Raw genomic sequence first — 21,438 nt, forward strand, 5'->3', positions numbered from 1 at the left:
TGGGCGGCCGGCCATCCGCGGCCACCTCTGGAGCCCCCGTGAACTTCGACTGGAACGACATCCCCCTGCTGCTGGCGCTGGCTCGCCACGGCAGCATGAGTGCGGCCGGGCGGTCCCTCGGCATCGACCCTTCCACCATGAGCCGGCGCCTGGCGGCGGCGGAGCAGAGCCTGCAGACCCGGCTGTTCATCCGCGACACCACGCGCTACCACGCCACCGAGGCGGGGCAGGTGTTCCTGGCCTATGCCGAGCGGGTGCTGGGGGATGTGCAGAGCATGCTGCTGGACACCCGCAGCGAGGCCAGCGAAGTGGGCGGGGCAGTGCGCCTGACCTCCATCGACTTTCTGTTCAGCCACTGGCTGGTGGAGCACATGCCGGCCCTGGCCAGCACCTACCCGGAGCTGCAGTTGCAGCTGCTGGTGGCCAACCAGTCGCTGTCCTTCACCCGCCGCGAGGCGGATTTCGCCCTGCGCCTGGCGCGCCCCCAGGACGATGCCGCGCTGGTGATGCGCAAGGTCGGGGACCTGGGCTTCGCCGTGTACGGCGCCGAGTGCCATGTGGGCCTGACCCGCGAGCAATGGTGCGAGCAGCCCTGGCTGGCTTATGGCGAGGAGCTGGACGGCATGCCGGAGATGAAGTGGCTGGGCAACCTTTCGCCATCGTTGCGCTGCCCGCTGCGGGTGAGCAGCGTCAGCACCCTGGTGCAGGCCTGCGCCACCGGCATGGGGCTGGCGCTGCTGCCCTGCCTGCTGGGCGAGCGCCATGGCTTGCGTCGCCTGGGGGTGGGGCCCGAGTTGCATCGCGAGGTGTGGTTGCTGAGCCATCGTGATGCCGGGCGCATCGGCCGCTACCAGGCGGTGTCGCGCTGGCTGACGGAATGCTTCGAGCGGGATGCGGCGCGCTTGCGGGGCGATGCCATTTCCCCGGGCTGAAGCCCGGGCTACGTCATCACAGCCCCAGGGGGCCGGCGTGGGTGCGGGCGATGTCCAGCACCCGCGAGGCGCTGTCCGTGCGTGACCAGTCGCGTTGCAACTCCAGCAGGTACTGCAGGCTGGTGAGCGGCTGCACGCCCCGTTGCAGCAGGCGCTGCAAGGCCATCTCCTGTGCCTGGGGCGATACATCGCCGCCGGCGTCCACCACCAGATACACCGCGAAGCCCTGTCCCAGCGCGGAGAGCGCGGTGGCGGTGATACTCACCGATGTCCATAGCCCGGCCAGTACCAGGCGACGTTGGCCGCTGGCGTTGACCCGCTCGATGAAGAGGGCGTCTTCCCAGGCGTTGAAGGTGCGGCGGCGGAGCACCGGCTGCTCGGGGAACACCGCGGTGAGCTCTTCCAGCAGCTCACCGGCGAAGGCCGGCGCGTCGAGGCTGCTCAGCAGCGTCGGCACCTCGAACTGCCAGGCGGCCTTGGCCAGCAGGGCGAGGTTGTCGCGCAGGGTGATGGCGTCGATGGAGCGGGTGGCCAGGGCGGGCTGCGCCTGGTGGTCGAGCAGCACCAGCAGGTGGTTGTCGGGAGCCAGCAGGGCGGCGTCCGGCTGGGCGATGGCGGGGGTCATGGCGGTCTCCTGCTGCATGCGCGAGCGCCCCGGCAGCACAGGGCGGCCGGGGCGCAGGCGGGTGGGGTCACTGCAGGTGTTTCTTCAGCTCGGCGCCGGCCTGGAGCATGGCCGAGCGCACCGCCGGGACCTGGTTGACCACGTTGAGCAGGCCGTAGTCGTGGATCATGCCGTTGTAGCGCACGGCGGTGACCTCGACGCCGGCGGCGTCCAGCTTGCGGGCGTAGGCTTCGCCTTCGTCACGCAGCACGTCGAACTCGGCGGTCTGGATCAGGGTCGGCGGCAGGCCTTTCAGTTGCTCGGTGGTGGCGCGCAGGGGCGAGGCATGGATCTCGGCGCGCTGCTTCGGGTCGGTGGTGTAGCTGTCCCAGAACCACTGCATCATCGGCTTGGTGAGGAAGTGCCCCTGGGCGAACTGGTTGTAGGAGGCCGTCTCGAAGTTGGCGTCGGTCACCGGCCACAGCAACACCTGGGCGCGCAGTTTCGGGGTGCCCTGTTCCTTGGCCATCAGCGCCACCACCGCCGCCATGTTGCCGCCGACGCTGTTGCCGGCCACGGCCAGGCGCGAGCTGTCGACGCCGATGTCCTTGCCGTGCTCGGCCACCCATTTAGTGGCGGCGTAGGCCTGGTTGATGGCGGTGGGGTATTTGGCCTCCGGCGAGGGGGTGTAGTTCACGTAGACGGCGACCGCGCCGGAGTTCACCACCAGGTCATGAATCAGGCGTTCGTGGGTCGGGTAGTCGCCCAGCACCCAGCCGCCGCCGTGGAAGAACATGAACACCGGCAGGTCGCCCTTGGCGCCTTCGGGGCGGACGAGGGTCAGCTCCAGGGGCTGGCCGTCGATCTCGATGCTCTTCTTCTCGATGCGGGTGCCGGAGAGGTCGACCTTGACGCCGGCCTGGGCGCCCACCAGCACGGCGCGGGCATCCTTCGGCGCCAGGGTTTCCAGGGGCTTGCCGTTGCCGGCTTCGAGGGCTTCGAGGAAGGCCTGGGTGGTGTGTTCCACGCCGGGGCTGCCGGCGGCGAAGGCGCTGCCGATGGACAGGGCGAGGGTGGCGGCGATCAGGTTGGTCTGCAGTTTCATGGCGGTGTCCTCGGGATTCTCTAATGGGTGTCGTGTCGGTTGTTCGGGGTTGTTCGAAAGCACGACGCCATGATTGCCGTGAACCGCCGCCAGCGGAACGGACAGCCCTGCAAGGTGGCTTTGCAGTTCTGCAAGGCGAGCCAGGAAGGCTCTGGGACGGGCGTTTGGGAAGGGGTGGGGCGAGCACCGCCCGGGCTTCAACGGCTGCGAATGCCCTGGAGGCGATGCGCGGCTTCAGCCAAGAGCGAGTGGGGCCTGGCTCCGCCTTCTGGAGGTAATGCGACCTCCATCAGGCGCGTCGTGCCCACATGGCCTTGTGGGCACGCATGCATTCGCGCAGGGAGCCCCCGGAAGCCTCAGATGAAGGCTTCGGTGTCGCGGATCAGCACGGCGTGGTGGCCGTCTTCGTCCTCGAAGATTTCGTAGAGGTAGTACATCTGGATGGCGCCTCCGGCTGTGCTGACGGCCACCTGGTCGCCGGCTTCGGCGGTGAAGTAGGCGCGGCTGGCGGGGGCGGCGATGCATTCGATCAGGGCGCTGAAGAATTCCTCGGGGTCGCTGCCGTCGTAGTAGTCGGCACGCTCCTCGGCGCTCCATTGGGCGGGTGGCTGGAAGGTGCCGGTGATCAGCACGCGGGCATCGCCCAGGTCTTCTTCCTCGGCGTCGGGGTCATCTTCGTCGCCGCGGTAGAGGGTGGCTTCGAGCGCGACGGGGCTGGTCAGCACGGCCTGGCGGGAAGCGAAGCGACGCTGCGGGTCGAGCGCGGCGGCCTGGCAGATCTGGACCCAGGTGGGGTCGTTGGCGAGTTCTTGGGTGGACACGGCGGTCTCCGCAGGGGCTGAAAAGCGGCAGTTTCCGGGAGGTGGGCGATGCGTGCAATGGGCCGCTGATGTGGCGCCGGTCGATGAGACAGATGGGTGTCAGTCGGCCTGGCCGTCGCTGGGGCCGATCAGTTGCGCGACCATCGCGATCACGGCGTTGATGTCGAAGGGTTTGTCGAAGACGGCGGCGAAGAGATCTCCCCGGTCACGGCCAATGCTGCCCTGGGCGCCGCTCATGAGGATGATCGGCAGGTCGGACGATTGTGCGCGGGCGCGGATCGCCTTGGCGAACTCGAGACCATCCATGATCGGCATCATGAAATCGGTGATGACCAGGGCGGGGCGCTCGCGATCGAGAACCTCGAGGCCACGGCGGCCGTTGCCGGCCTTGACGACCATGTAGCCCTCGTCCTCCAGGGCGAAGGCCAGGATGTCCGCAATCAGATACTCGTCATCGACTACCAGGATCGTTGTCATTAAGCGCTGACCGATGGGCGGGTTTCAGATGCCGGCATTTGGGGTCGCGACCCCGGACATGACGGCGGTCGCGTTCTTGAAAGCCTTGTCGAGTGCGATGCCGTGGTCATGGATTAGGACTTCCAGCAACGATGGGTCGTAGCGACTGTCCCTCATTTTCAGAATCGACAGCAGCCGTTTCAGTTCAGAGTTCATTTCCACGAAGCGCATCAGCACCAGGTTGTCGACGATGCTCGACAGCTCCGGCGCCGGGGCGTTGATGTCGGCGCTATACAGGTCGCGCATTTCCCAGGTGGCGAAAACGGTGACGTCCAGCGCGCGCAACTCGTTCATCAGGGCGCTGAAGAATTCCACCAGGCGCGCCTGGTTGGTGGCGACGCGCGCCATCCCGCCGAGGCTGTCGATGTGCACGCGCTTGATGCTTTTTTCTGTCACCGCCTTGATCAGGCGTGCGCCAAGGCCATCGAGCAGCCCTTCGGTAGTGGGTTGCCACATCAGGTGCAAGGCGCCGCTTTCCTCCAGGGCCTTGAGGTCGACTCCAATGCAGCGTGCCTTGAGGCGCAGGCGCTCGGGCGACTCATAGAAGCCGAAGTGCAGGCCCGGTTCCTCGGGGGTGGACTGGGCGAGGAAGCTGACGCCGAGGCTGGTCTTGCCGACGCCGGCTGGGCCCATCACCAGGGTGGCCGAGGAGCGTGGCAGGCCGCCGTCGATCAGCGCATCGAGGCCGTTGATGCCGCTGGACACACGGTGCAGTTCCGCGTTGTCGGCGCGCGAAGGGCGGCTGTACAGGGTTTCCAGGCGCGGGTAGACGACCAGGCCGTCGTCTGTGATCTCGCATTCATGCAGGCCGGAGAGCGCGCCGCTGCCGCGCGTCTTGCGCAACTGGATGCGCCGTACGGAGCGTGCGCCGAACAGCTCTTCACCCAGTTCGATCACGCCGTCGACCATGGTGTGCTCGGGGCTGCCGTCGTCGAGGCGGGCGCTGGTGAGGAAAAGCACTGTGCAGCCGGCGAACGCTGCGTGGCCCTGCAGCTCACCGATGAACTTCTTGGTGTCCAGCGGCGTATCCGCCTTGGAGCGGGCGTTGAGCAGGCCGTCGACGATCAGCACGGTGGCCTTCTGCCGGCTGATCTCGCGGCGCAGCAGCTTTACCACCTCATCCAGGCCTTCGTTCTCCAGGGTGTCGAAGGCGCTGACGAACTGGATCTGCGCACCGATCTGCGAGGCGTCGAAGAAGCTCAGGGTAGAGAGGAACTGGAAGAGCCGTTCATGGGTTTCGGCCAGCAGGGTGGCGACCAGCACCCGCCCGCCGTCGCGCACGTGGTTGAAGGCGATCTGGTTGGCGAGGATGGTCTTTCCCGATCCGGGACGGCCCTGGACGATGTAGGACGCACCGGCAACCAAGCCACCCTTCAACAGGGCATCCAACCCTTCGATGCCGCTCTGAAGGCGTTTTAGCTGTTCCAAGTTCTGGCCTGCCTCATTTGGAAGTTAGCTGGAAAGGGCCGACTGCACCTGATCTGGAGCCCGCTCCGCCGGCGTTGCGTACTGCGTCCGGATCTCGGGGTCGGCCTGAATCCCGGCGATTCTACGCTGCCGGGCTCCGGTCAGCGATAGAGTCGTGCGCCTTGAACTAGTTCCTGTGCGCTGCGCCTGCTTTTCAGCGGGATTGGCGTGGGCGCGCAGGCAGGTACAGGGTCACGCTGGTGCCCAGTCCGGGCGTGCTGTCCACCCGGATGGTGCCACCCTGTTGGCGGACGAAGCCATAGGCCTGGCTAAGTCCCAGACCGGTGCCCTTGCCCAGGCCCTTGGTGGTGAAGAAGGGCTCGAAGATGCGCGGCAGCACCTCGGGTGCGATGCCGACGCCGTCGTCACGAACCGTGAGCAGGACGAAGTCGCCATGCAGGTTCTCCCACTCCCCCTGCAGTCGGCGGTTCTCGGCGCGCAGTACGATGGTGCCGCTCTCCTGCATGGCGTCGCGGGCATTGAAGATGAGATTGAGCAGGGCCATTTCCAGCTGGCTCGGGTCCACCATGATCGGGTGCAGCGGTGGGCACAGTTGCAACTCCAGGCTCATGCCCTTGGGCAGCGCCTGGGTGAAGAACATCTGCGCCGAATGCAGGGTGTTTTCCAATTCCACGAGCTGTTGCTGCTGGTCACGGCGACGAGCGAATGAGAGCAGGTGCTGGGTCAGGTGGCTGCCGCGCAGGCCGGCCTCGTGGATGCTGCCCAGGAGTTCCTTGAGGCGCTTGGGGTCCTGGGTGCGGGCAGCCAGCGCCGAGGCGCCGATGATGACCGTGAGCAGGTTGTTGAAGTCGTGGGCCATGCCGCCGGTGAGCTGGCCCAGGGCTTCGAGCTTCTGCGCCTGGAACAACTGGGCGCGCAGCTCCTGAAGTTGCAGTTCGGAGTCGTGGCGTTCGGTCATGTCGCGGGTGATCTTGGCCAGGCCGATGACCCGGCCTTCCTCGTCGTGGACCACGTCCATCACCGCCAGGGCCCAGAAGCGTGTGCCGTCACGACGCACCCGCCAGCCCTCGTCCTGGGCGCGACCGGTGGCCAGCGCAGTGGCCAGCAGGTGGGCCGGGCGGCCGGCGGCGCGGTCTTCCTCGGTGAAGAACATCGACAGGTGCTGGCCGATGGCCTGTTCGGCGCTGTAGCCCTTGATCCTCTCCGCCCCGGCATTCCAGCTGACGATGCGGCCCTCGACGGAAACCATGTAGATGGCGTAGTCGATCACTGCCTTGACCAGCAGCTCGTAGCCACGTGCGCTCAGGTCTTCGTTGGGATTGGGGGAGACGGGGTCCATGCACACCTGCTCGGGCTGGCAACCTGCTGATGCTAGGCAGTGTAAATCCATCCGGCCAGCCTGCGATGGGCCGTCCGGCTCCTGCCTGGCGCTCATCCCGGAATCTTCAGGCCGCGTGCTACCGCAGGACGCGCGAGGAAGGCTTGCAGCGCGCGATTCACGTTGGAGAAGTCATCGAAGCCGACCAACTCGCCCGCTTCGTAGAAACCGACCAGGTTGCGTATCCAGGGGAAGGTGGCGATGTCGGCGATGCCGTAGTCGTCCAGGAGCCAGTCGCGCCCCTGCAGCCGTCGGTCGAGCACCGCCAGCAGGCGCCTGGACTCGGCGACGTAACGGTCGCGCGGGCGCTTGTCCTCGTAGTCCCTGCCGGCGAATTTGTTGAAGAAGCCGAGCTGGCCGAACATCGGGCCGATCCCGCCCATCTGGAACATCAGCCACTGGATCGCCTCGTAGCGCCCGGCGGCGTCGTCGGGGATCAGGCGGCCGCTCTTCTCCGCCAGGTAGAGCAGGATGGCGCCGGACTCGAACAGCGCCAGCGGCTGGCCGCCGGGACCGTCCGGGTCGAGGATCGCGGGGATCTTGTTGTTCGGGTTTAGGGAGAGGAATTCGGGGGACAGCTGGTCATTGGTATCGAAGCTGACCTTGTGCGCCTCGTAGGGCAGGCCGATCTCCTCGAGCATGATCGACACCTTCACCCCGTTGGGCGTGGGCAGCGAGTAGAGCTGCAGGCGGTCGGGATGCTGGGCGGGCCACTTGTGGGTGATGGGGAAGGCGGAAAGGTCGGTCATGAAGAGTCCTGTCGAATGGCTGCGGGACGAGCAGACAGCATGGCTGGGCCGCGGCGCTTGTCCAGTGGCGAACGGTCGGGGCGTGTCCAATGTCCGTCTTTCGACCCGCACGGCGGGAAAAAGATCGGCCTGCCCGACCAGCGCCTGCGGGATTGGAACTTCGACGCCGCTTCTGGCCCTTGGAAAGCGACTCCAGCCCTGTAGGCCAGGGTTCGATGGCGGGTGAGAAGAGCTGCGTTCCCGGGCTGGGCAGGGGACGAGCCGGGGTCTCCCCCAGGCCATGCCCGGAGCCGAAAGAACAACGGGCCCGATGAGGTCTGGAACGTCTGTCCGGGTTTCTAGTCCGGGACTTTCGGCGGTAGGGGCAGGTATTTCGCAGCCAGGAACCGGCTGCCTGTCTCGGCGGTGTTCCTGGCACCGGCAGGCGAGGTGTCGCGCAGTGGCTGTACTCGATCCGGCCCCCCTGTCGGTGGGTTGACGTTGCGAGAGTCGGCTCCCAAGGTATGTAGCAAGCTACAAAGCAGGACACAGAAATCATGTTCGAACTCAAGGACCTTCCATCCCGGGACACGCTGGCCCGATTTGCCGACGAGTATGGGAATCCGGATGTCGAAGGGCTGCACACCTGGCTGACCTGGGCCTCGGCCACCAACCAGATGCTGTCGGCATTCGATGAGAACCTGGCCAGGCACGGCCTGTCGCAGACGAACTTCTTCGTGTTGCTGCTGCTCAAGCGCAACCCGGAAGGGCTGACGGTCGGCGCGCTCGCCGAAGGTGTCTCCGTTGCCTCGCAGACCATGACCCGCGCTGTCGCGAAGATGGAGGCCAATGGGATGTGCAGCAAACACGAAGATCCCCAGGATGGCCGCTTGTGGATCGTTCGCCTGACACCCGAGGGCGAAGCCGCCTTGGCGAGGGTCCTTCCCCGGCATTACGAGTGGGTAGCCGGACTGATGAGCGCGTTCACCGAGAAGGAGCGTGCCAGCCTGGCCAAGCTCATGGTGAAGGTGGGCCCTGCGTTGGCGGCACTCGCCTATCGAAACGGGTCCGGCTGACCCGTTTCCTTCATCCAGTTATGTAGCTTGCTACAGAAAATCCCCCGTACTTCGACGAGGTACGGCCAGGGTCCCCTTGCCTCCCGAATCACTGCATCGAAGAGATCTGTAGCCATGCACATGAATTCGAATCCTCACCCAGGCCACGCCACGCTGCTGCTCGTCCATATGACGCTTTGCGCCGTCGCGGTGGTATCTCAGCTCTACATCCCCATACCGATCATGGCCCGCCTGGCTGAGGACTATGGATTACCAACGGAACTCCTGGAGTTGTCCCTGATTGCGTTCAGCCTGTGCTACGCGACCGGCTTCCTGGTGTTCGGGCCGCTCTCCGACAGGTTTGGACGGCGCCTCGTGCTGGCGCTTGGTCTCGTTGCGCTTTCGATCGTTTCCATCGGCATGAGCGCCGTCTCGTCTCCTGAGGCGTTCATTGCCATGCGTTCACTTCAGGGGTTCGTCGCGGCTTCCTTCCCCCCGGTCGCCATCGCCTATGTGTCCGAACGTGGCGACGCCCGGCAGCGGACGTGGGGCGTCGCGTGGCTGAGCACGGGATTCCTCATCGCCGGGCTGCTGGGGCAGTTGTATGGGGGCGTGGTTGCAGGCGCCTGGGGGTTCGGCAAGGCAATGATTCCGCTGATCGCCATCTACCTGATCACTGCCGCGATGATCCTGGTAGCCCCCAAGGGCGCCCAGGACGAGGGAGCGCTCATGCCACTTCTTGCAACCTATCGCCCTGTCTTCCGACTGCTCGCCGATCCATTCTTGCGTCGCGTTTATGTACCGGCTCTCCTGCTGCTCATGACGTTCGTGGCCTTCTATGTCGGATTGGACAGCCGGCTCCATGAAAGCCAGGGTTCGGCGCTCGATCCGTTGGCCGCACGGGCGATTGCCTTACCCGGACTCTTCGCGCCCCTGGCCGTGGCCGCTGCCATTCAGCGATGGGGCGCGCAACGCGTCGCCAGCTCGGGGTTGGCGGTCGCGGCTCTGGGGCTTTTCCTGGTGGCGATGTCGGGTGACCAGGGATTGCTCTGGCTACTGGCTGCCAGCGTGATATTCGTCGCTGGCGTCGGCATCAGCGTCCCCAGCCTGATCGCCTTCACTTCGATACGGGCCCCTGCATCTGCTCGTGGGCTTGCGGTCGCGCTCTATACCTTCGTCCTCTTCCTGGGGGCGAGCCTCGGGCCCTGGGTTGCCCGCCTGGGTGGGGCTTTGGGTGACACGACCTTGTTTCTCGTGCTGGCGGCGTGCCTGGCCGCCGTGGCGGCCTACAGCGCCACCGGTAAGGGGCACGCCGCTCGGTAGCGGGCGTGCAGTCGTGCAGGCAGTGCACAGCCGCAGCCATCCAGTTCGGCTATGGCCCTGGGTTTCAAACATCCGAACACACAGGCAGAGGAGGGCCGTTCGTTGTGCTTCATGTCCCCGTCAGGGACAGGTTCCAGGAAACCTGAACAGAAAATGAAAGGAGCTCGACCATGAAACGATGGACCCGCTGGCCCGGCGCCCTTGCGCTTTCCCTTTGTATGGCAGCCAGCGCTTCTTCCGCTTTCGCTCATGCACACGAGGAGATGGATATCGTGGCCCCCAAGACAGACTCAGCCCCCATTCCTTCTTCCCATTCCTACGCCTTCGCCCGCGAGGTCGTTCTGGACGATGAACTGGCGGTGCTGACCCGGTATCAACGCAGCGATGGCCGCAATGCCGGGTTGGGAGGCGAGCACTTCAGCACGGTCGTGTCGAAGGCCGGCGTGCTGAAGGGGTTTGCAAATATCTCCCTGGATCTCGCTGGAAAGACACTGCCCTCTCGCGAGCGCTCTGAGCAGGTGGCGCGCGACTTCCTGCAGCATGCCGCTCCCGACCTCCTTGCCAGAATGAAGATCAGTTGGATCGATCCTCACGACGAGACCATCAGGGTCGTTCGCGGGGGGCGCGAGGAAAGCATCACGCTCACCGGAATGAAGGTGAAGGCCCGCAATCTGGCAGACGGTCGCTGGTTCTGGGTCATCGTCGGGAGTGATGAAAAACCGATGGTCTTCGAGCGTGACATCGTGTGGATCACATTCCCCGGCAAGAGGAAGACCGAAAAATGGTTGCACGACGACTGGCTGGCCGAGCAGAGGGTCAGTGACGACGGCAGCCGCTTCTGAGCGGGGGGCCGAATCCGGTGCACAGGGCGGCGACCCCCGGGCCGCTGCTCCTGCGCCATGAGCCAATACCCATCGATCTCCAGTGCTCGCAGGCAGGGCGAGCCGCCCGTTGCGTGCGATGCGGTTATCGAGTCAACCCAAACCGAGAGCCTATCGAGATGCCGACGAGAACCAACTACGCAACCCTGCCACCTCCTGCGGGCCCCTATTCCGTGTCGGTGAGACACGACCGTACGCTTTACCTTTCCGGGCTCACCGCATTCGGCACCTCGGCTCAGGGGCGGCCGCTGGCGGAGCAGGCCGAGGCTATCTTCGACCAGTTGGAACGAGTGACCCGCGCCGAAGGAATCGGGATGAGGGACCTGATCAAGGTGGTGGTCTACGTGACGTCCATGGACGAGATCGCCGCCCTGCGAGATGTGTTGCACCGTCGTTATGGCGGTTTCAATCCCGCGAGCACCCTGGTGCAAGTGGCGGGGCTGTTCTCGCCTGAAGTGGGAATAGAAGTGGACGCCATTTTCGCGGTGCCGGAATAGCGTATCGGTTCGCTCCATGGGACTGTGAGTTTGCCTTACCCGCCCAGCAGGAAATTCCCCCGCACGGGTTGCTCGGCACCGTCGAGCAGCGGCACCTGGGAGTCGTCCTTGAGGTTGACCCCGGAGAGCTGGCGGCGGCTGGCCTCGCGCATCAGGTAGAGGAGGCGGTGGGCGGCCAGGCCGTAGGAGAGGCCTTCCAGGCGCACGTTGGAGATGCAGTTGCGGCTGGCGTCGGTGAGGCCGACGCGGGGTGCCCAGGTGAAGTACAGGCCGAGGCTGTCGGGGGAGCTGAGGCCGGGGCGTTCGCCGATGAGGATCACCACCATCTTCGCCTCGAGCAGTTGGGCCACTTCGTCCGCCACCGCCACGCGACCCTGTTCCACCAGGGCGATGGGGGCTGTGCGCCAGCCGTCTTCCGCCGCCTGTTCCTCGAAGCGCTGGAGGAAGGGCAGGGCATGGCGTTGCACGGCGAGGGACGACAGGCCGTCGGCGATCACCAGCGCCAGGTCGTAGCCACCGGGGTTGGCTTCGGCGTGCTGGCGCAGGCGCTGGGCCGAGTCGTCGTCCAGGCGCCGGCCCAGGTCCGGGCGTTGCAGGTAGGTGTGGCGGTCGGCCGCTGCGCTTTGCAGCAGCAGGCTGTCGCGGCCGCGCTCGGTCAGCTCGGCGGCCAGGGCGGCGCGGTCGAAGGGCAGGTGCACGGCGTCGCGGGCCTGGGCGTGGGCGAACTGGAAGTCCAGCTGGGCCTCGGTGGGCAGGCTGGTGCCGGCGCGGCCGAGGGCGATGCGCGCGGGGGTGAGGCGGCGCAGTTCGCGCCAGGGGTTGTCGAGGGCGGGGCGCTTGTCGTCGGTCATCGAGGGCTCCTCAGCCGAGCTGCGCCAGGGCCTGGCGGAAGGCGGGCGGCAGTTGCTCGCCCAGGCGCACGCGGCCGTCCCGCTGGTGGGCGATGCCCATGCGTTCCAGCCAGGCCTCGAATTCGGGGGCCGGGCGCAGGCCCAGGCTCTGGCGGGCGTAGAGGGCGTCGTGGAAGGAGGTGGTCTGGTAGTTGAGCATCACGTCGTCGGAGCCGGGGATGCCCATGATGAAGTTGATGCCGGCGACGCCGAGCAGGGTCAGCAGCATGTCCATGTCGTCCTGGTCGGCTTCGGCGTGGTTGGTGTAGCAGATGTCGCAACCCATGGGCACGCCGAGGAGCTTGCCGCAGAAGTGGTCCTCCAGCCCGGCGCGGATGATCTGCTTGCCGTTGTAGAGGTATTCGGGGCCGATGAAGCCGACCACGGTATTGACCAGGAAGGGGTCGAAGTGGCGTGCCACGGCGTAGGCGCGGGTCTCGCAGGTCTGCTGGTCGACGCCATGGTGGGCGTTGGCCGAGAGCGCGCTGCCCTGGCCGGTCTCGAAGTACATGAGGTTGTTGCCCAGGCTGCCGCGTTTCAGCGAGAGCCCGGCCTCGTGGCCTTCGCGGAGGATCTCCAGGCTGATGCCGAAGCTGGCGTTGGCCGCCTCGGTGCCGGCGATGGACTGGAACACCAGGTCCAGCGGTACACCACGGTTGATGGCTTCGATCGAGGTGGTGACGTGGGTGAGCACGCAGGCCTGGGTGGGGATTTCGTAGCGCTGGATGATGGCGTCGAGCATCTCCAGCATCGCGCAGATGGACGACAGGCTGTCGGTGGCCGGGTTGATGCCGAGCATGGCGTCGCCATTGCCGTAGAGCAGGCCGTCGAGGATGCTCGCGGCGATGCCGGCGGGCTCGTCGGTGGGGTGGTTGGGCTGCAGCCGCGTGGACATGCGCCCGCGCAGGCCCATGGTGTTGCGGAAGCGGGTGACGACGCGGATCTTCTGCGCCACCAGCACCAGGTCCTGCACGCGCATGATCTTCGACACCGCGGCGGCCATCTCCGGCGTCAGCCCGGGCGCCAGGGCGCGCAGTGAGGTCTCGTCGGCCATATCGCCCAGCAGCCAGTCGCGCAGCCCGCCGACCGTGAGGTGGCTGACCGGGTCGAAGGCGGCGCGGTCGTGGCCGTCGATGATCAGGCGGGTGACTTCGTCGTCTTCGTAGGGGATCAGCGCTTCGTCGAGGAAGTGCTTGAGCGGGATGTCGGCCAGGGCCATCTGGGCGGCTACGCGCTCGCCGTCGCTGCGGGCGGCGACCCCGGCGAGGAAGTCGCCGGAGCGTGCCGGGCTGGCCTTGGCCATGACCTCCTTGAGGCTGTCGAAGCGCCAGGTCTGGCCGCCGACGCTATGGGAAAAAACTGCCATGTCGATCGTCCTGTCTGTGCCGGCCCCGCCATTGCGGCGGGGCCGGCCTGGGGGCTCAGATGCGGGTCAGCATCGCGTCGGCGGGGGCGCTGGCGCGGTGGTGGGCGGTGAACTGGAACCAGACGAAGCCCACCGCCATGATCGCCAGGAAGATCAGCCCGATCAGGGTGTTGAACCAGGCCATGGCCACCAGGCACACCACCGCCAGCACCAGGGCGATGGCCGGGACTATCGGGTAGCCTGGCGCGCGGAAGGTGCGCTCCAGGTTCGGTTCGCTGGCGCGCAGCTTGAACAGCGCGAGCATGCTGATGATGTACATGACGATGGCGCCGAACACGCTCATGGTGATCATCGCGGCGGTCAGGCTCATGCCCTGCAGGTTGATCAGGCCGTCGCTGTAGATGGCGGCGATGCCGATCACGCCGCCGGCGATGATGGCGCGGTGCGGGGTCTGGAAGCGCGACAGCTTGGCCAGGCCGCGCGGCAGGTAGCCGGCTCGGGCGAGGGCGAAGAACTGCCGCGAGTAGCCGAGGATGATGCCGTGGAAGCTGGCCACCAGGCCGAACAGGCCGATCCACACCAGCATGTGCATCCAGCCGGAGTTCTCGCCGACGACCGCTTTCATCGCCTGGGGCAGCGGGTCGTTGATCCCCGACAGCTGGCGCCAGTCGCCGACGCCGCCGGCCATGATCATCACGCCGATGGCGAGGAACACCAGGGTGAGGATGCCGGCCACGTAGGCGCGCGGGATGGTGCGTTTCGGGTCCTTGGCTTCCTCGGCGGCCATGGCCGCGCCCTCGATGGCGAGGAAGAACCAGATGGCGAAGGGGATGGCGGCGAAGATGCCGGAGATCGAGGCGCTGCTGAAGGTGTCCGAGCCGGCCCAGCCGTTGAGCACGAAGTTGCTGAAGCTGAAGCCCGGTGCCACCACGCCCATGAACACCAGCAGCTCGGCCACGGCGAGCACGGTGACCACCAGCTCGAAAGTGGCGGCGATGCTGACGCCGAGGATGTTCAGGGTCATGAACACGAAGTAGGCACCGACCGCCGCGTGCTTGGGATCGAGTTCGGGGAACTGCACGTTGAGGTAGGCGCCGATGGCCATGGCGATGGCCGGCGGGGCGAAGACGAATTCGATCAGCGTGGCGATGCCGGCGATCAGGCCGCCGCGCTCACCGAAGGCTCGGCTGCTGTAGGCGAAGGGGCCACCGGCGTGGGGGATGGCGGTGGTCAGCTCGGTGAAACTGAAGATGAAGCAGGTGTACATGGTCGCCACCAGCAGCGTGGTGACCAGGAAGCCGAGGGTGCCGGCGGCGCCCCAGCCGTAGCTCCAGCCGAAATACTCGCCGGAAATCACCAGGCCGACGGCGATGCCCCAGAGGTGCAGGGTGCCGAGGGTGGGCTTGAGTTGGTTAGTGGTTGTCATGCGCGTCTCCGAAGGTTGCCTTGAGGGAAATGGGGCGACGGAACGGAGCGGCGGGAGGCGGCGCATGGCCCGAGCGGGCACGGACCACCGACTGCGGGCAGCAGCGAGGCGTGATGCACATGGAGTTCACCGTTTCTTGTTGTTGTAGTCGGATGGAGCAAGGGTGGAGCGGAGCGGGCACCGCCTGACTGGCGCCCGCTCCCGGTTCTACAAGGGGCCTCTCCTGGCCATGCGAGCTGCGCAGCTGGCCAGGAGAGTTTTCCTCAGAAGAAGCCCAGGGGGTTGATGTCGTAGCTCACCAGCAGGTTCTTGGTCTGCTGGTAGTGGTCGAGCATCATCTTGTGGGTCTCGCGGCCGACGCCGGATTTCTTGTAGCCACCGAAGGCGGCGTGGGCCGGGTACAGGTGGTAGCAGTTGGTCCACACGCGGCCGGCCTTGATGCCACGGCCCATGCGGTAGGCGCGGTTGATGTCGCGGGTCCACAGGCCGGCGCCCAGGCCGAACTCGGTGTCGTTGGCGATCGCCAGGGCTTCCGCCTCGTCCTTGAAGGTGGTGACGCCGACCACCGGGCCGAAGATCTCCTCCTGGAACACGCGCATCTTGTTGTGGCCCTTCAGCAGGGTCGGCTGGATGTAGTAGCCGGTCGCCAGGTTGCCTTCGAGCTTCTCGACACCGCCGCCGGTGAGCACTTCCGCGCCTTCCTGCTGGGCGATGTCCAGGTAGCTGAGGATCTTGTCGTACTGCTGCTCGGAGGCCTGGGCGCCGACCATGGTGTCGGTGTCCAGCGGGTCGCCACGCTTGATGGCCTTCACCTTCTTCATCACCTCGGCCATGAACGCCGGGTAGATGGATTCCTGCACCAGGGCGCGGGACGGGCAGGTGCACACCTCGCCCTGGTTGAAGAAGGCCAGCACCAGGCCTTCGGCGGCCTTCTCGATGAAGGCCGGCTCGGCCTGCATGATGTCTTCGAAGTAGATGTTCGGGCTCTTGCCGCCCAGCTCCACGGTGGAGGGGATGATGTTGGCGGCGGCGCACTTGAGGATGTGCGAGCCCACCGGGGTGGAGCCGGTGAAGGCGATCTTGGCGATGCGCTTGCTGGTGGCCAGTGCCTCGCCCGCTTCCTTGCCGAAGCCCTGCACCACGTTGAGCACGCCGGGCGGCAGCAGGTCGCCGATCAGCTCCAGCAGCACGCTGATGCCCAGAGGGGTCTGTTCCGCCGGCTTGAGCACCACGCAGTTGCCGGCGGCCAGGGCCGGGGCGAGCTTCCAGGCGGCCATCAGCAGCGGGAAGTTCCACGGGATGATCTGGCCTACCACGCCCAGCGGCTCGTGGATGTGGTAGGCGACGGTGTTCTCGTTGATCTCGGCGGCGCCGCCTTCCTGGGCGCGGATGCAGCCGGCGAAGTAGCGGAAGTGGTCGGCGGCCAGGGGGATGTCGGCGTTCAGCGTCTCGCGTACGGCCTTGCCGTTGTCCCAGGTCTCGGTGACGGCGAGCAGTTCCAGGTTGGCTTCGATGCGGTCGGCGATCTTCAGCAGGATCAGCGAGCGCTCCTGCACGGAGGTCTTGCCCCAGGCGTCGGCGGCGGCGTGGGCGGCGTCGAGGGCCTTGTCGATGTCGGCGGCGTCGGAGCGGGGGAATTCGGCGATGGGCTGGCCGTTCACCGGCGAGGTGTTGGTGAAGTACTGGCCGTTGACCGGCGGGACGAACTCGCCACCGATGTAGTTGCCGTAGCGGGCCTTGAAGGAAACGATGGCGCCGGGGGTTCCGGGTTGGGCGTAACGCATGGTCTATCTCCTGGCTCTTGTGCTTATTGGGGAGTTGGCGCCGAAGCGCTTTGATCAGCATAGAGCAAGGGCCGGGCCAGGCCGGTGGAAGCCGCGTGGGACAAGGCTCCGGGTGTCGTGGGGAACGGCTGGCCGAAGGGCGCTGTCGCATGCCTGGTACTGGGCGGGTGACAGTCTGTCACGCATCCGGTACAGCCATTGACCGGTGGGTCATCCGGCGATTGCAAAGCCGCCTGCGCTGGTGGATGCTGCGGCGATGCGGGTGCCCACCAGGGCACGGGCTGCCTCCCGCAAGCCCGCAATGGAGAACGACAAGAATGCACGACCACCTGAGCCGCCACGCTCGGCAAGTGCTGACCGTGGCGCAAGGCAAGGCCCAGTCCAGCGGGCCTGCCGCCGATCCTTCCATCGCTCGCTCCTGGCTGCGTTGCCTGGAGGACTACCACCTCGACCCGGCCCTGCCCATGGCGCCGACCGTGCTGGAGCATGCGCGCATGCTCGAATGCCGCGAAGGCATGCAGCAGGTGCTGGAAATCGCCAGTGGCGAGATGAGCAGCCTCTACCACCAGCTCTCCGGTGCCGGCCATGCGGTGCTGCTCACCGACGCCCGGGGCGTGATCCTCAACTGCGTGACCGCCGCTGCCGAACGCCAGGCCTTCGAGCGTGCCGGCCTCTGGCTGGGCGCCGACTGGAGCGAGGCCCGCGAGGGCACCAACGGCATCGGCACCTGCGTGATCGAGCGCCAGGCGCTGACCATCCACCAGGACGAGCACTTCCGCAGCCGCCACACCGGCCTCACCTGTTCCGCCAGCCCGGTGTTCGACCCGCAGGGCGACCTGCTGGCGGTGCTCGACGTGTCGTCCGCGCGCCACGCCGTCTCGCGGCAGAGCCAGTTCCACACCATGGCGCTGGTCAACCTCTCGGCGAAGATGATCGAGAGCTGCTACTTCCTGCGCCGCTTCGAGGGTGAATGGCTGCTGCGCTTCCATTTGCAGGCCGAGTACGTCGGCCTGTTCAGCGAGGGGTTGATGGCCTTCGACGGTGAAGGGCGCATCCGTGCGGTGAACCAGAGCGCCATCAACCTGCTCGACAGCTCCCGCGAGCGCCTGCTGGGGCAGAGCATGGAAGCCTTCTTCGACTGCCGCCTGGACGACCTGCTCGGCCGTGCCCAGCCGCAGCCCGCCGCCAGTTGGCCGCTGCGTGCACGCAATGGCCGCGCGCTGCATGCCGTGCTGCGTGGCCAGCCCCGCGTGCTGCCGCAGGTGGTGCCGCCCCGGGCGAAACCCGCCGTGCCCGGCCTGTGCCTGGGCGACCCGTTACTGGCCGCCGACTTCCGTCGCGCACTCAAGGTGTACGAGCGCGACGTGCCGTTGCTGGTCAACGGCGAGACCGGCTCCGGCAAGGAGGCCTTTGCCAAGGCCGTGCACCTGGCCAGCTCCCGCGCCGAACGGCCTTTCGTCGCGCTCAACTGCGCGGCCATCCCGGAATCCCTGATCGAGAGCGAGCTTTTCGGCTATCGCGGCGGCAGCTTCACCGGCGCGCGCAAGGAAGGCATGCGCGGCAAGCTGCAGCAGGCCGACGGCGGCACCCTGTTCCTCGATGAAATCGGCGACATGCCCCTGGCCTTGCAGACCCGCCTTTTGCGCGTGCTGGAGGAGCGCCAGGTGGTGCCCATCGGCGGCGAGGCCCAGGCCGTGGACGTGCGCATCATCAGCGCCACCCACCGTGAACTGGGGGCTCGCGTGGCCGATGGCAGCTTCCGCGAAGACCTCTATTACCGCCTCAATGGCCTGGTGATCGACCTGCCGCCCCTGCGCGAGCGCAGCGACCGCCCCGAGCTGCTCGACCACCTGCTGGACGAGGAAGCGCGCGGCCAGGCCATCCGCCTGGAACAGGACGCGCGCCAGGCGCTGCTCGACTACGCCTGGCCGGGCAACGTGCGCCAGCTGCGCAATGTGCTGCGCACCCTGGCGGCACTGTGCGAGGACGGCCGCATCCGCCTCGGCGACCTGCCTGCCGAGCTGCGCCGTGCCGCCGAGCCCGCCCCACTCGCCGAATGCATGGCGCACCCGCTGGAAGATGCCGAGCGCAGCGCCTTGCTCGCCGCCCTGGAAAGCCAGCGCTGGCACATGACCCGCACGGCGGAGCAACTCGGCATCAGCCGCAACACCCTGTACCGCAAGCTGCGCAAGCACTCGATCGAGACGCGCAGCCTGTAGGGGCGACTTCAGTCGCCCGCCGTACATGAAGAACCCGCCGATTGGCGGGTTCGTTCATTGCGCGATCCGACCGGGCGCAGGGTGGATGGCGCTCTTTTCATCCACCAGGCGACGCTGTCTGTGGCACCGAGCCGGGGCAGCCCTGCGGGCTGCTTGGCGACTGAAGTCGCCCCTACAGACCTACAGGGTGCCCCTCGGGTTTCGTCATGCGCCCTGGGGCATCTCCCCACGCTTGAGCCGCGCGTTGATGTCGTCGATCACCTTCGGCAGGTCGGCGATGGTGTCGATGAGGTAGTGCGGACGGGCGCCTTCGAACTGCTGGGCGATGCGCGCGCGTTCCTGGTCCAGCTTGCCGGCAGGCAGCGCCTTGAACTGTTCCCAGGTCAGGCCCAGGGCGTTGCCGGAGCAGGTCAGGGCGACGGTCCACATGCCGGCGCTGCGGCCTTCGAGGATGCCCGGCCAGGTGTCGTCCACCTTCACGCAGGCGGCCACGTCGCTGATGCCCAGGGCGATGACGTTGGCCAGCGCCTGGGCCGGGTGCGGGCGGCCGTTGGGTACTTCGTCCGTGGCCACCACATGGTCGGCGACGTAGCCGTTCTTCTCCGCCAGCTCCACCACCTTGGCCATCACCGCTGCCGGGTAGCCGGAGCAGGAGCCGATCCTAAGCCCCTTGCCACACAGGCTGGCGATGGCCTCCAGGGCGCCGGGGATCAGCGCCGAGTGCAGGGCGATCTTCTCGATCTGCAGGGGCATGAAGCGCTCGTAGATCGCGGTGACGTCCTCGTCCGTGGGCAGGCGGCCGAAGGCGGCGCGGTAGCGCTCGGCGATGGCGGGGATGTCGCACAGGGTGCGGATGTGGTCCCACTTGCCCATGCCCATCGGGCCCCGGGCTTCCTCCAGGCTGACGGCGACGCCGAACTCGGCGAAGGCCTCGACGAAGATCTGCGTCGGCGCGAAGGAGCCGAAGTCGACCACGGTGCCGGCCCAGTCGAGGATGGCGGCTTGCAGTTGGGTGGGGTGCTGGTAGTTCATGGGTGTCTCCTTGGGGTGAAGTCAGGTGCGGGTGCCGACGGGCTGGCCGCCATGGGTGGGGGAGGGGATGAGCCCGTCGAGGACCTTCAGGGTCTTGGGCCGGCTGTTCCAGAACGGCACCAGCATCAGGCTGGCGAGCAGGGCCGCGACGGTGAAGCCGATGAACACGGTGGTGGTGTCGAAGTAGCCCGGCAGCAGGCCGCCGAGGATGGCGCCGACCGAGCCACAGCCGTTGACGAAGCCGGCGGCGGTGCCGGCCGCTTCGGTGGTGCCGAAGTCGATGGCGGCGGAGCTGCTGATCATCGAGTCGGGGCCGTAGAGGGTCAGGCCCATCATGAACAGCAGGCCGACCACCAGGTACAGGCTGCCGCTCTGCATCGCGGGCACGAACAGCCCCAGGCACAGGGTCAGCGCCACCAGGCTGATGACGCAGGCGGGCATGCGCCGCGCGCCGAACCAGCGGTCGGAGGCGATGCCGATGAGGATCGGCCCTACCAGCCCGGCCACCTCGAAGGCGGTGGGCACGATGGCCGAGGCGACCTTGCCCACGGCGGGCATGCGCTCGTAGACCATCATCGGGCCCCACAGCAGGATCGCGTAGCGCGCCGGCTTGAGCAGGAAGTAGGCGAGGCCGAGGACCAGCACCGTGCGGTTGCCCATGATCTTGCGCAGCGAGACCCAGTGGCTGTCGCGCTCGATCTTCAGCTCGCGCGAGGTCTTCACTTCCACCTCGACCGGCTCCAGCCCGACGTCCTCGGGGCGGTTGCGCTGCAGCAGCCAGAACAGCACCGCCACCACCAGCACCACCGCCGCGCTGGAGACGAAGGCCGCGCGCCAGTCGCCGAACACCTGGTACGCCCACCAGCCGGCGAAAGGCGTGGAGACCAGGCCGCCGAAGGCGTAGCAGGTGCTCCAGTAGCCCAGCACCCGGCCGCGCTCGCGGGTGGCGAAGAAGCAGCCGATGTTCTTGCACAGCCCGCTCCAGCCGGTGGACTGCGCCAGGCCCTGGATCACCATGCAGGTGGCGAAGATCGGCAGGGTGGCGAAGGTGCCCATGGCCAGCGCGGCGAGCGCGGAGACCAGCAGGCCGCCGAAGACGATCACGCGGGGGCCGAAGCGGTCGGCGAAGATGCCCCAGGTGAACTGGCCGATGGCGTAGGCGGTGAGATAGAGCGCATCGAGGTTGGCCATCGCCGACTTGTCGAGCTCGAAATCGACGTCTTCGCCGATGCCCAGCTTGGCCACCGAGAAGGCCTTGCGGGTGAAGTAGAAGGCGGCATAGGCCAGCCAGGTGATGAGGAAGATCTGTACACGCCAGCGGTGGATGGATTTCCACCCGTGCTGGAAGACACCTGCAGCGTTGTTCATGGTTCTGACCCCTGTGGGTTGGCGACAGTGCGTGAGGGAGGCTGTTGTTGTTCTTGGTACTTCCTGGCTGTCTAAACGCCTGGCC

Annotated in this window: 19 protein-coding genes; 6 read left to right on the forward strand and 13 right to left on the reverse strand. The window is 66.9% G+C overall.

Annotated elements, in window-relative coordinates; all coding sequences use genetic code 11:
* Window positions 1–38 precede the first annotated feature (38 nt).
* Window positions 39–932, forward strand: a complete 894-nt coding sequence (locus WFQ67_RS06835; protein ID WP_213628331.1) for a LysR family transcriptional regulator — start codon at window positions 39–41, stop codon at window positions 930–932.
* A gap of 16 nt (window positions 933–948) precedes the next feature.
* On the opposite strand, the gene WFQ67_RS06840 is transcribed toward WFQ67_RS06835, so the two are convergent.
* From WFQ67_RS06840 to WFQ67_RS06870, 7 genes are all read right to left on the reverse strand, one after another.
* Window positions 949–1,557 carry an isochorismatase family protein gene (locus WFQ67_RS06840; RefSeq protein WP_213628332.1) on the reverse strand — a complete coding sequence of 203 codons (609 nt, stop codon included), beginning with the start codon at window positions 1,555–1,557 and terminating at the stop codon, window positions 949–951.
* A gap of 67 nt (window positions 1,558–1,624) precedes the next feature.
* Window positions 1,625–2,641, reverse strand: coding sequence for an alpha/beta hydrolase (locus WFQ67_RS06845; RefSeq protein WP_337056451.1), 1,017 nt, complete (start codon window positions 2,639–2,641; stop codon window positions 1,625–1,627).
* Between the two features lie 356 nt (window positions 2,642–2,997).
* Window positions 2,998–3,420 carry a hypothetical protein gene (locus WFQ67_RS06850; RefSeq protein ID WP_337056622.1) on the reverse strand — a complete coding sequence of 141 codons (423 nt, stop codon included), beginning with the start codon at window positions 3,418–3,420 and terminating at the stop codon, window positions 2,998–3,000.
* Between the two features lie 141 nt (window positions 3,421–3,561).
* A complete protein-coding gene (locus WFQ67_RS06855; RefSeq protein WP_213628334.1) occupies window positions 3,562–3,939 on the reverse strand; it encodes a response regulator in 378 nt (125 codons plus the stop codon).
* A 24-nt stretch (window positions 3,940–3,963) separates the two neighbouring features.
* Window positions 3,964–5,406, reverse strand: a complete 1,443-nt coding sequence (locus WFQ67_RS06860) for an ATPase domain-containing protein (RefSeq protein WP_337056452.1) — start codon at window positions 5,404–5,406, stop codon at window positions 3,964–3,966.
* A gap of 193 nt (window positions 5,407–5,599) precedes the next feature.
* Window positions 5,600–6,745 (reverse strand): two-component system sensor histidine kinase NtrB, encoded by a 1,146-nt coding sequence (locus WFQ67_RS06865; protein WP_337056453.1) that lies wholly within the window; start codon window positions 6,743–6,745, stop codon window positions 5,600–5,602.
* A gap of 92 nt (window positions 6,746–6,837) precedes the next feature.
* The gene (locus WFQ67_RS06870; protein WP_173180382.1) at window positions 6,838–7,533 is read right to left on the reverse strand and encodes a glutathione S-transferase N-terminal domain-containing protein; all 696 of its coding nucleotides are present in this window, start codon (window positions 7,531–7,533) and stop codon (window positions 6,838–6,840) included.
* Between the two features lie 536 nt (window positions 7,534–8,069).
* Between WFQ67_RS06870 and WFQ67_RS06875 the strand changes: the two genes are divergently transcribed.
* The 4 genes from WFQ67_RS06875 (at window position 8,070) to WFQ67_RS06890 (ending at window position 11,268) form a co-directional block, all read left to right on the forward strand.
* The gene (locus WFQ67_RS06875; protein WP_337056454.1) at window positions 8,070–8,588 is read left to right on the forward strand and encodes a MarR family winged helix-turn-helix transcriptional regulator; all 519 of its coding nucleotides are present in this window, start codon (window positions 8,070–8,072) and stop codon (window positions 8,586–8,588) included.
* A 114-nt stretch (window positions 8,589–8,702) separates the two neighbouring features.
* The gene (locus WFQ67_RS06880; protein ID WP_337056455.1) at window positions 8,703–9,890 is read left to right on the forward strand and encodes an MFS transporter; all 1,188 of its coding nucleotides are present in this window, start codon (window positions 8,703–8,705) and stop codon (window positions 9,888–9,890) included.
* 170 nt (window positions 9,891–10,060) lie between these two features.
* Complete coding sequence (locus WFQ67_RS06885) at window positions 10,061–10,732, forward strand: hypothetical protein (protein WP_337056456.1); 672 nt, start codon at window positions 10,061–10,063, stop codon at window positions 10,730–10,732.
* Window positions 10,733–10,890: 158 nt separating this feature from the next.
* On the forward strand, window positions 10,891–11,268 hold the full coding sequence (locus WFQ67_RS06890; protein ID WP_337056457.1) for a RidA family protein: 378 nt from the start codon (window positions 10,891–10,893) through the stop codon (window positions 11,266–11,268).
* A 35-nt stretch (window positions 11,269–11,303) separates the two neighbouring features.
* Here the strand turns inward: WFQ67_RS06890 and eutC are convergent, their stop codons facing one another.
* The 4 genes from eutC to exaC form a co-directional block, all read right to left on the reverse strand.
* Window positions 11,304–12,119 carry an ethanolamine ammonia-lyase subunit EutC gene (gene eutC / locus WFQ67_RS06895; protein ID WP_337056458.1) on the reverse strand — a complete coding sequence of 272 codons (816 nt, stop codon included), beginning with the start codon at window positions 12,117–12,119 and terminating at the stop codon, window positions 11,304–11,306.
* Between the two features lie 10 nt (window positions 12,120–12,129).
* Entirely contained in the window at window positions 12,130–13,524 is a 1,395-nt protein-coding gene (locus tag WFQ67_RS06900) for an ethanolamine ammonia-lyase subunit EutB (protein WP_337056459.1), read from the reverse strand.
* Between the two features lie 55 nt (window positions 13,525–13,579).
* Window positions 13,580–14,950: an ethanolamine permease gene (gene eat, locus WFQ67_RS06905; RefSeq protein WP_337056460.1), complete on the reverse strand. Its 1,371-nt coding sequence runs from the start codon at window positions 14,948–14,950 to the stop codon at window positions 13,580–13,582.
* A gap of 263 nt (window positions 14,951–15,213) precedes the next feature.
* Entirely contained in the window at window positions 15,214–16,734 is a 1,521-nt protein-coding gene (gene exaC, locus WFQ67_RS06910) for an acetaldehyde dehydrogenase ExaC (protein ID WP_337056461.1), read from the reverse strand.
* Between the two features lie 317 nt (window positions 16,735–17,051).
* On the opposite strand from exaC, the gene WFQ67_RS06915 reads away from it, so the two are divergent.
* Window positions 17,052–18,953 (forward strand): sigma-54-dependent Fis family transcriptional regulator, encoded by a 1,902-nt coding sequence (locus WFQ67_RS06915; protein ID WP_337056462.1) that lies wholly within the window; start codon window positions 17,052–17,054, stop codon window positions 18,951–18,953.
* A gap of 204 nt (window positions 18,954–19,157) precedes the next feature.
* Here WFQ67_RS06915 and phnX read toward each other — a convergent pair whose 3' ends face one another.
* Together phnX and WFQ67_RS06925 are read right to left on the reverse strand one after the other, a co-directional pair.
* Window positions 19,158–19,985 carry a phosphonoacetaldehyde hydrolase gene (gene phnX, locus WFQ67_RS06920; RefSeq protein ID WP_337056463.1) on the reverse strand — a complete coding sequence of 276 codons (828 nt, stop codon included), beginning with the start codon at window positions 19,983–19,985 and terminating at the stop codon, window positions 19,158–19,160.
* Between the two features lie 21 nt (window positions 19,986–20,006).
* A complete protein-coding gene (locus WFQ67_RS06925; RefSeq protein WP_337056464.1) occupies window positions 20,007–21,353 on the reverse strand; it encodes an MFS transporter in 1,347 nt (448 codons plus the stop codon).
* Between the last annotated feature and the right edge of the window lie 85 nt (window positions 21,354–21,438).

Origin of the sequence: Pseudomonas sp. USHLN015, from assembly GCF_037153275.1 — a bacterium.
GTDB classification, from domain to species: domain Bacteria; phylum Pseudomonadota; class Gammaproteobacteria; order Pseudomonadales; family Pseudomonadaceae; genus Metapseudomonas; species Metapseudomonas tohonis.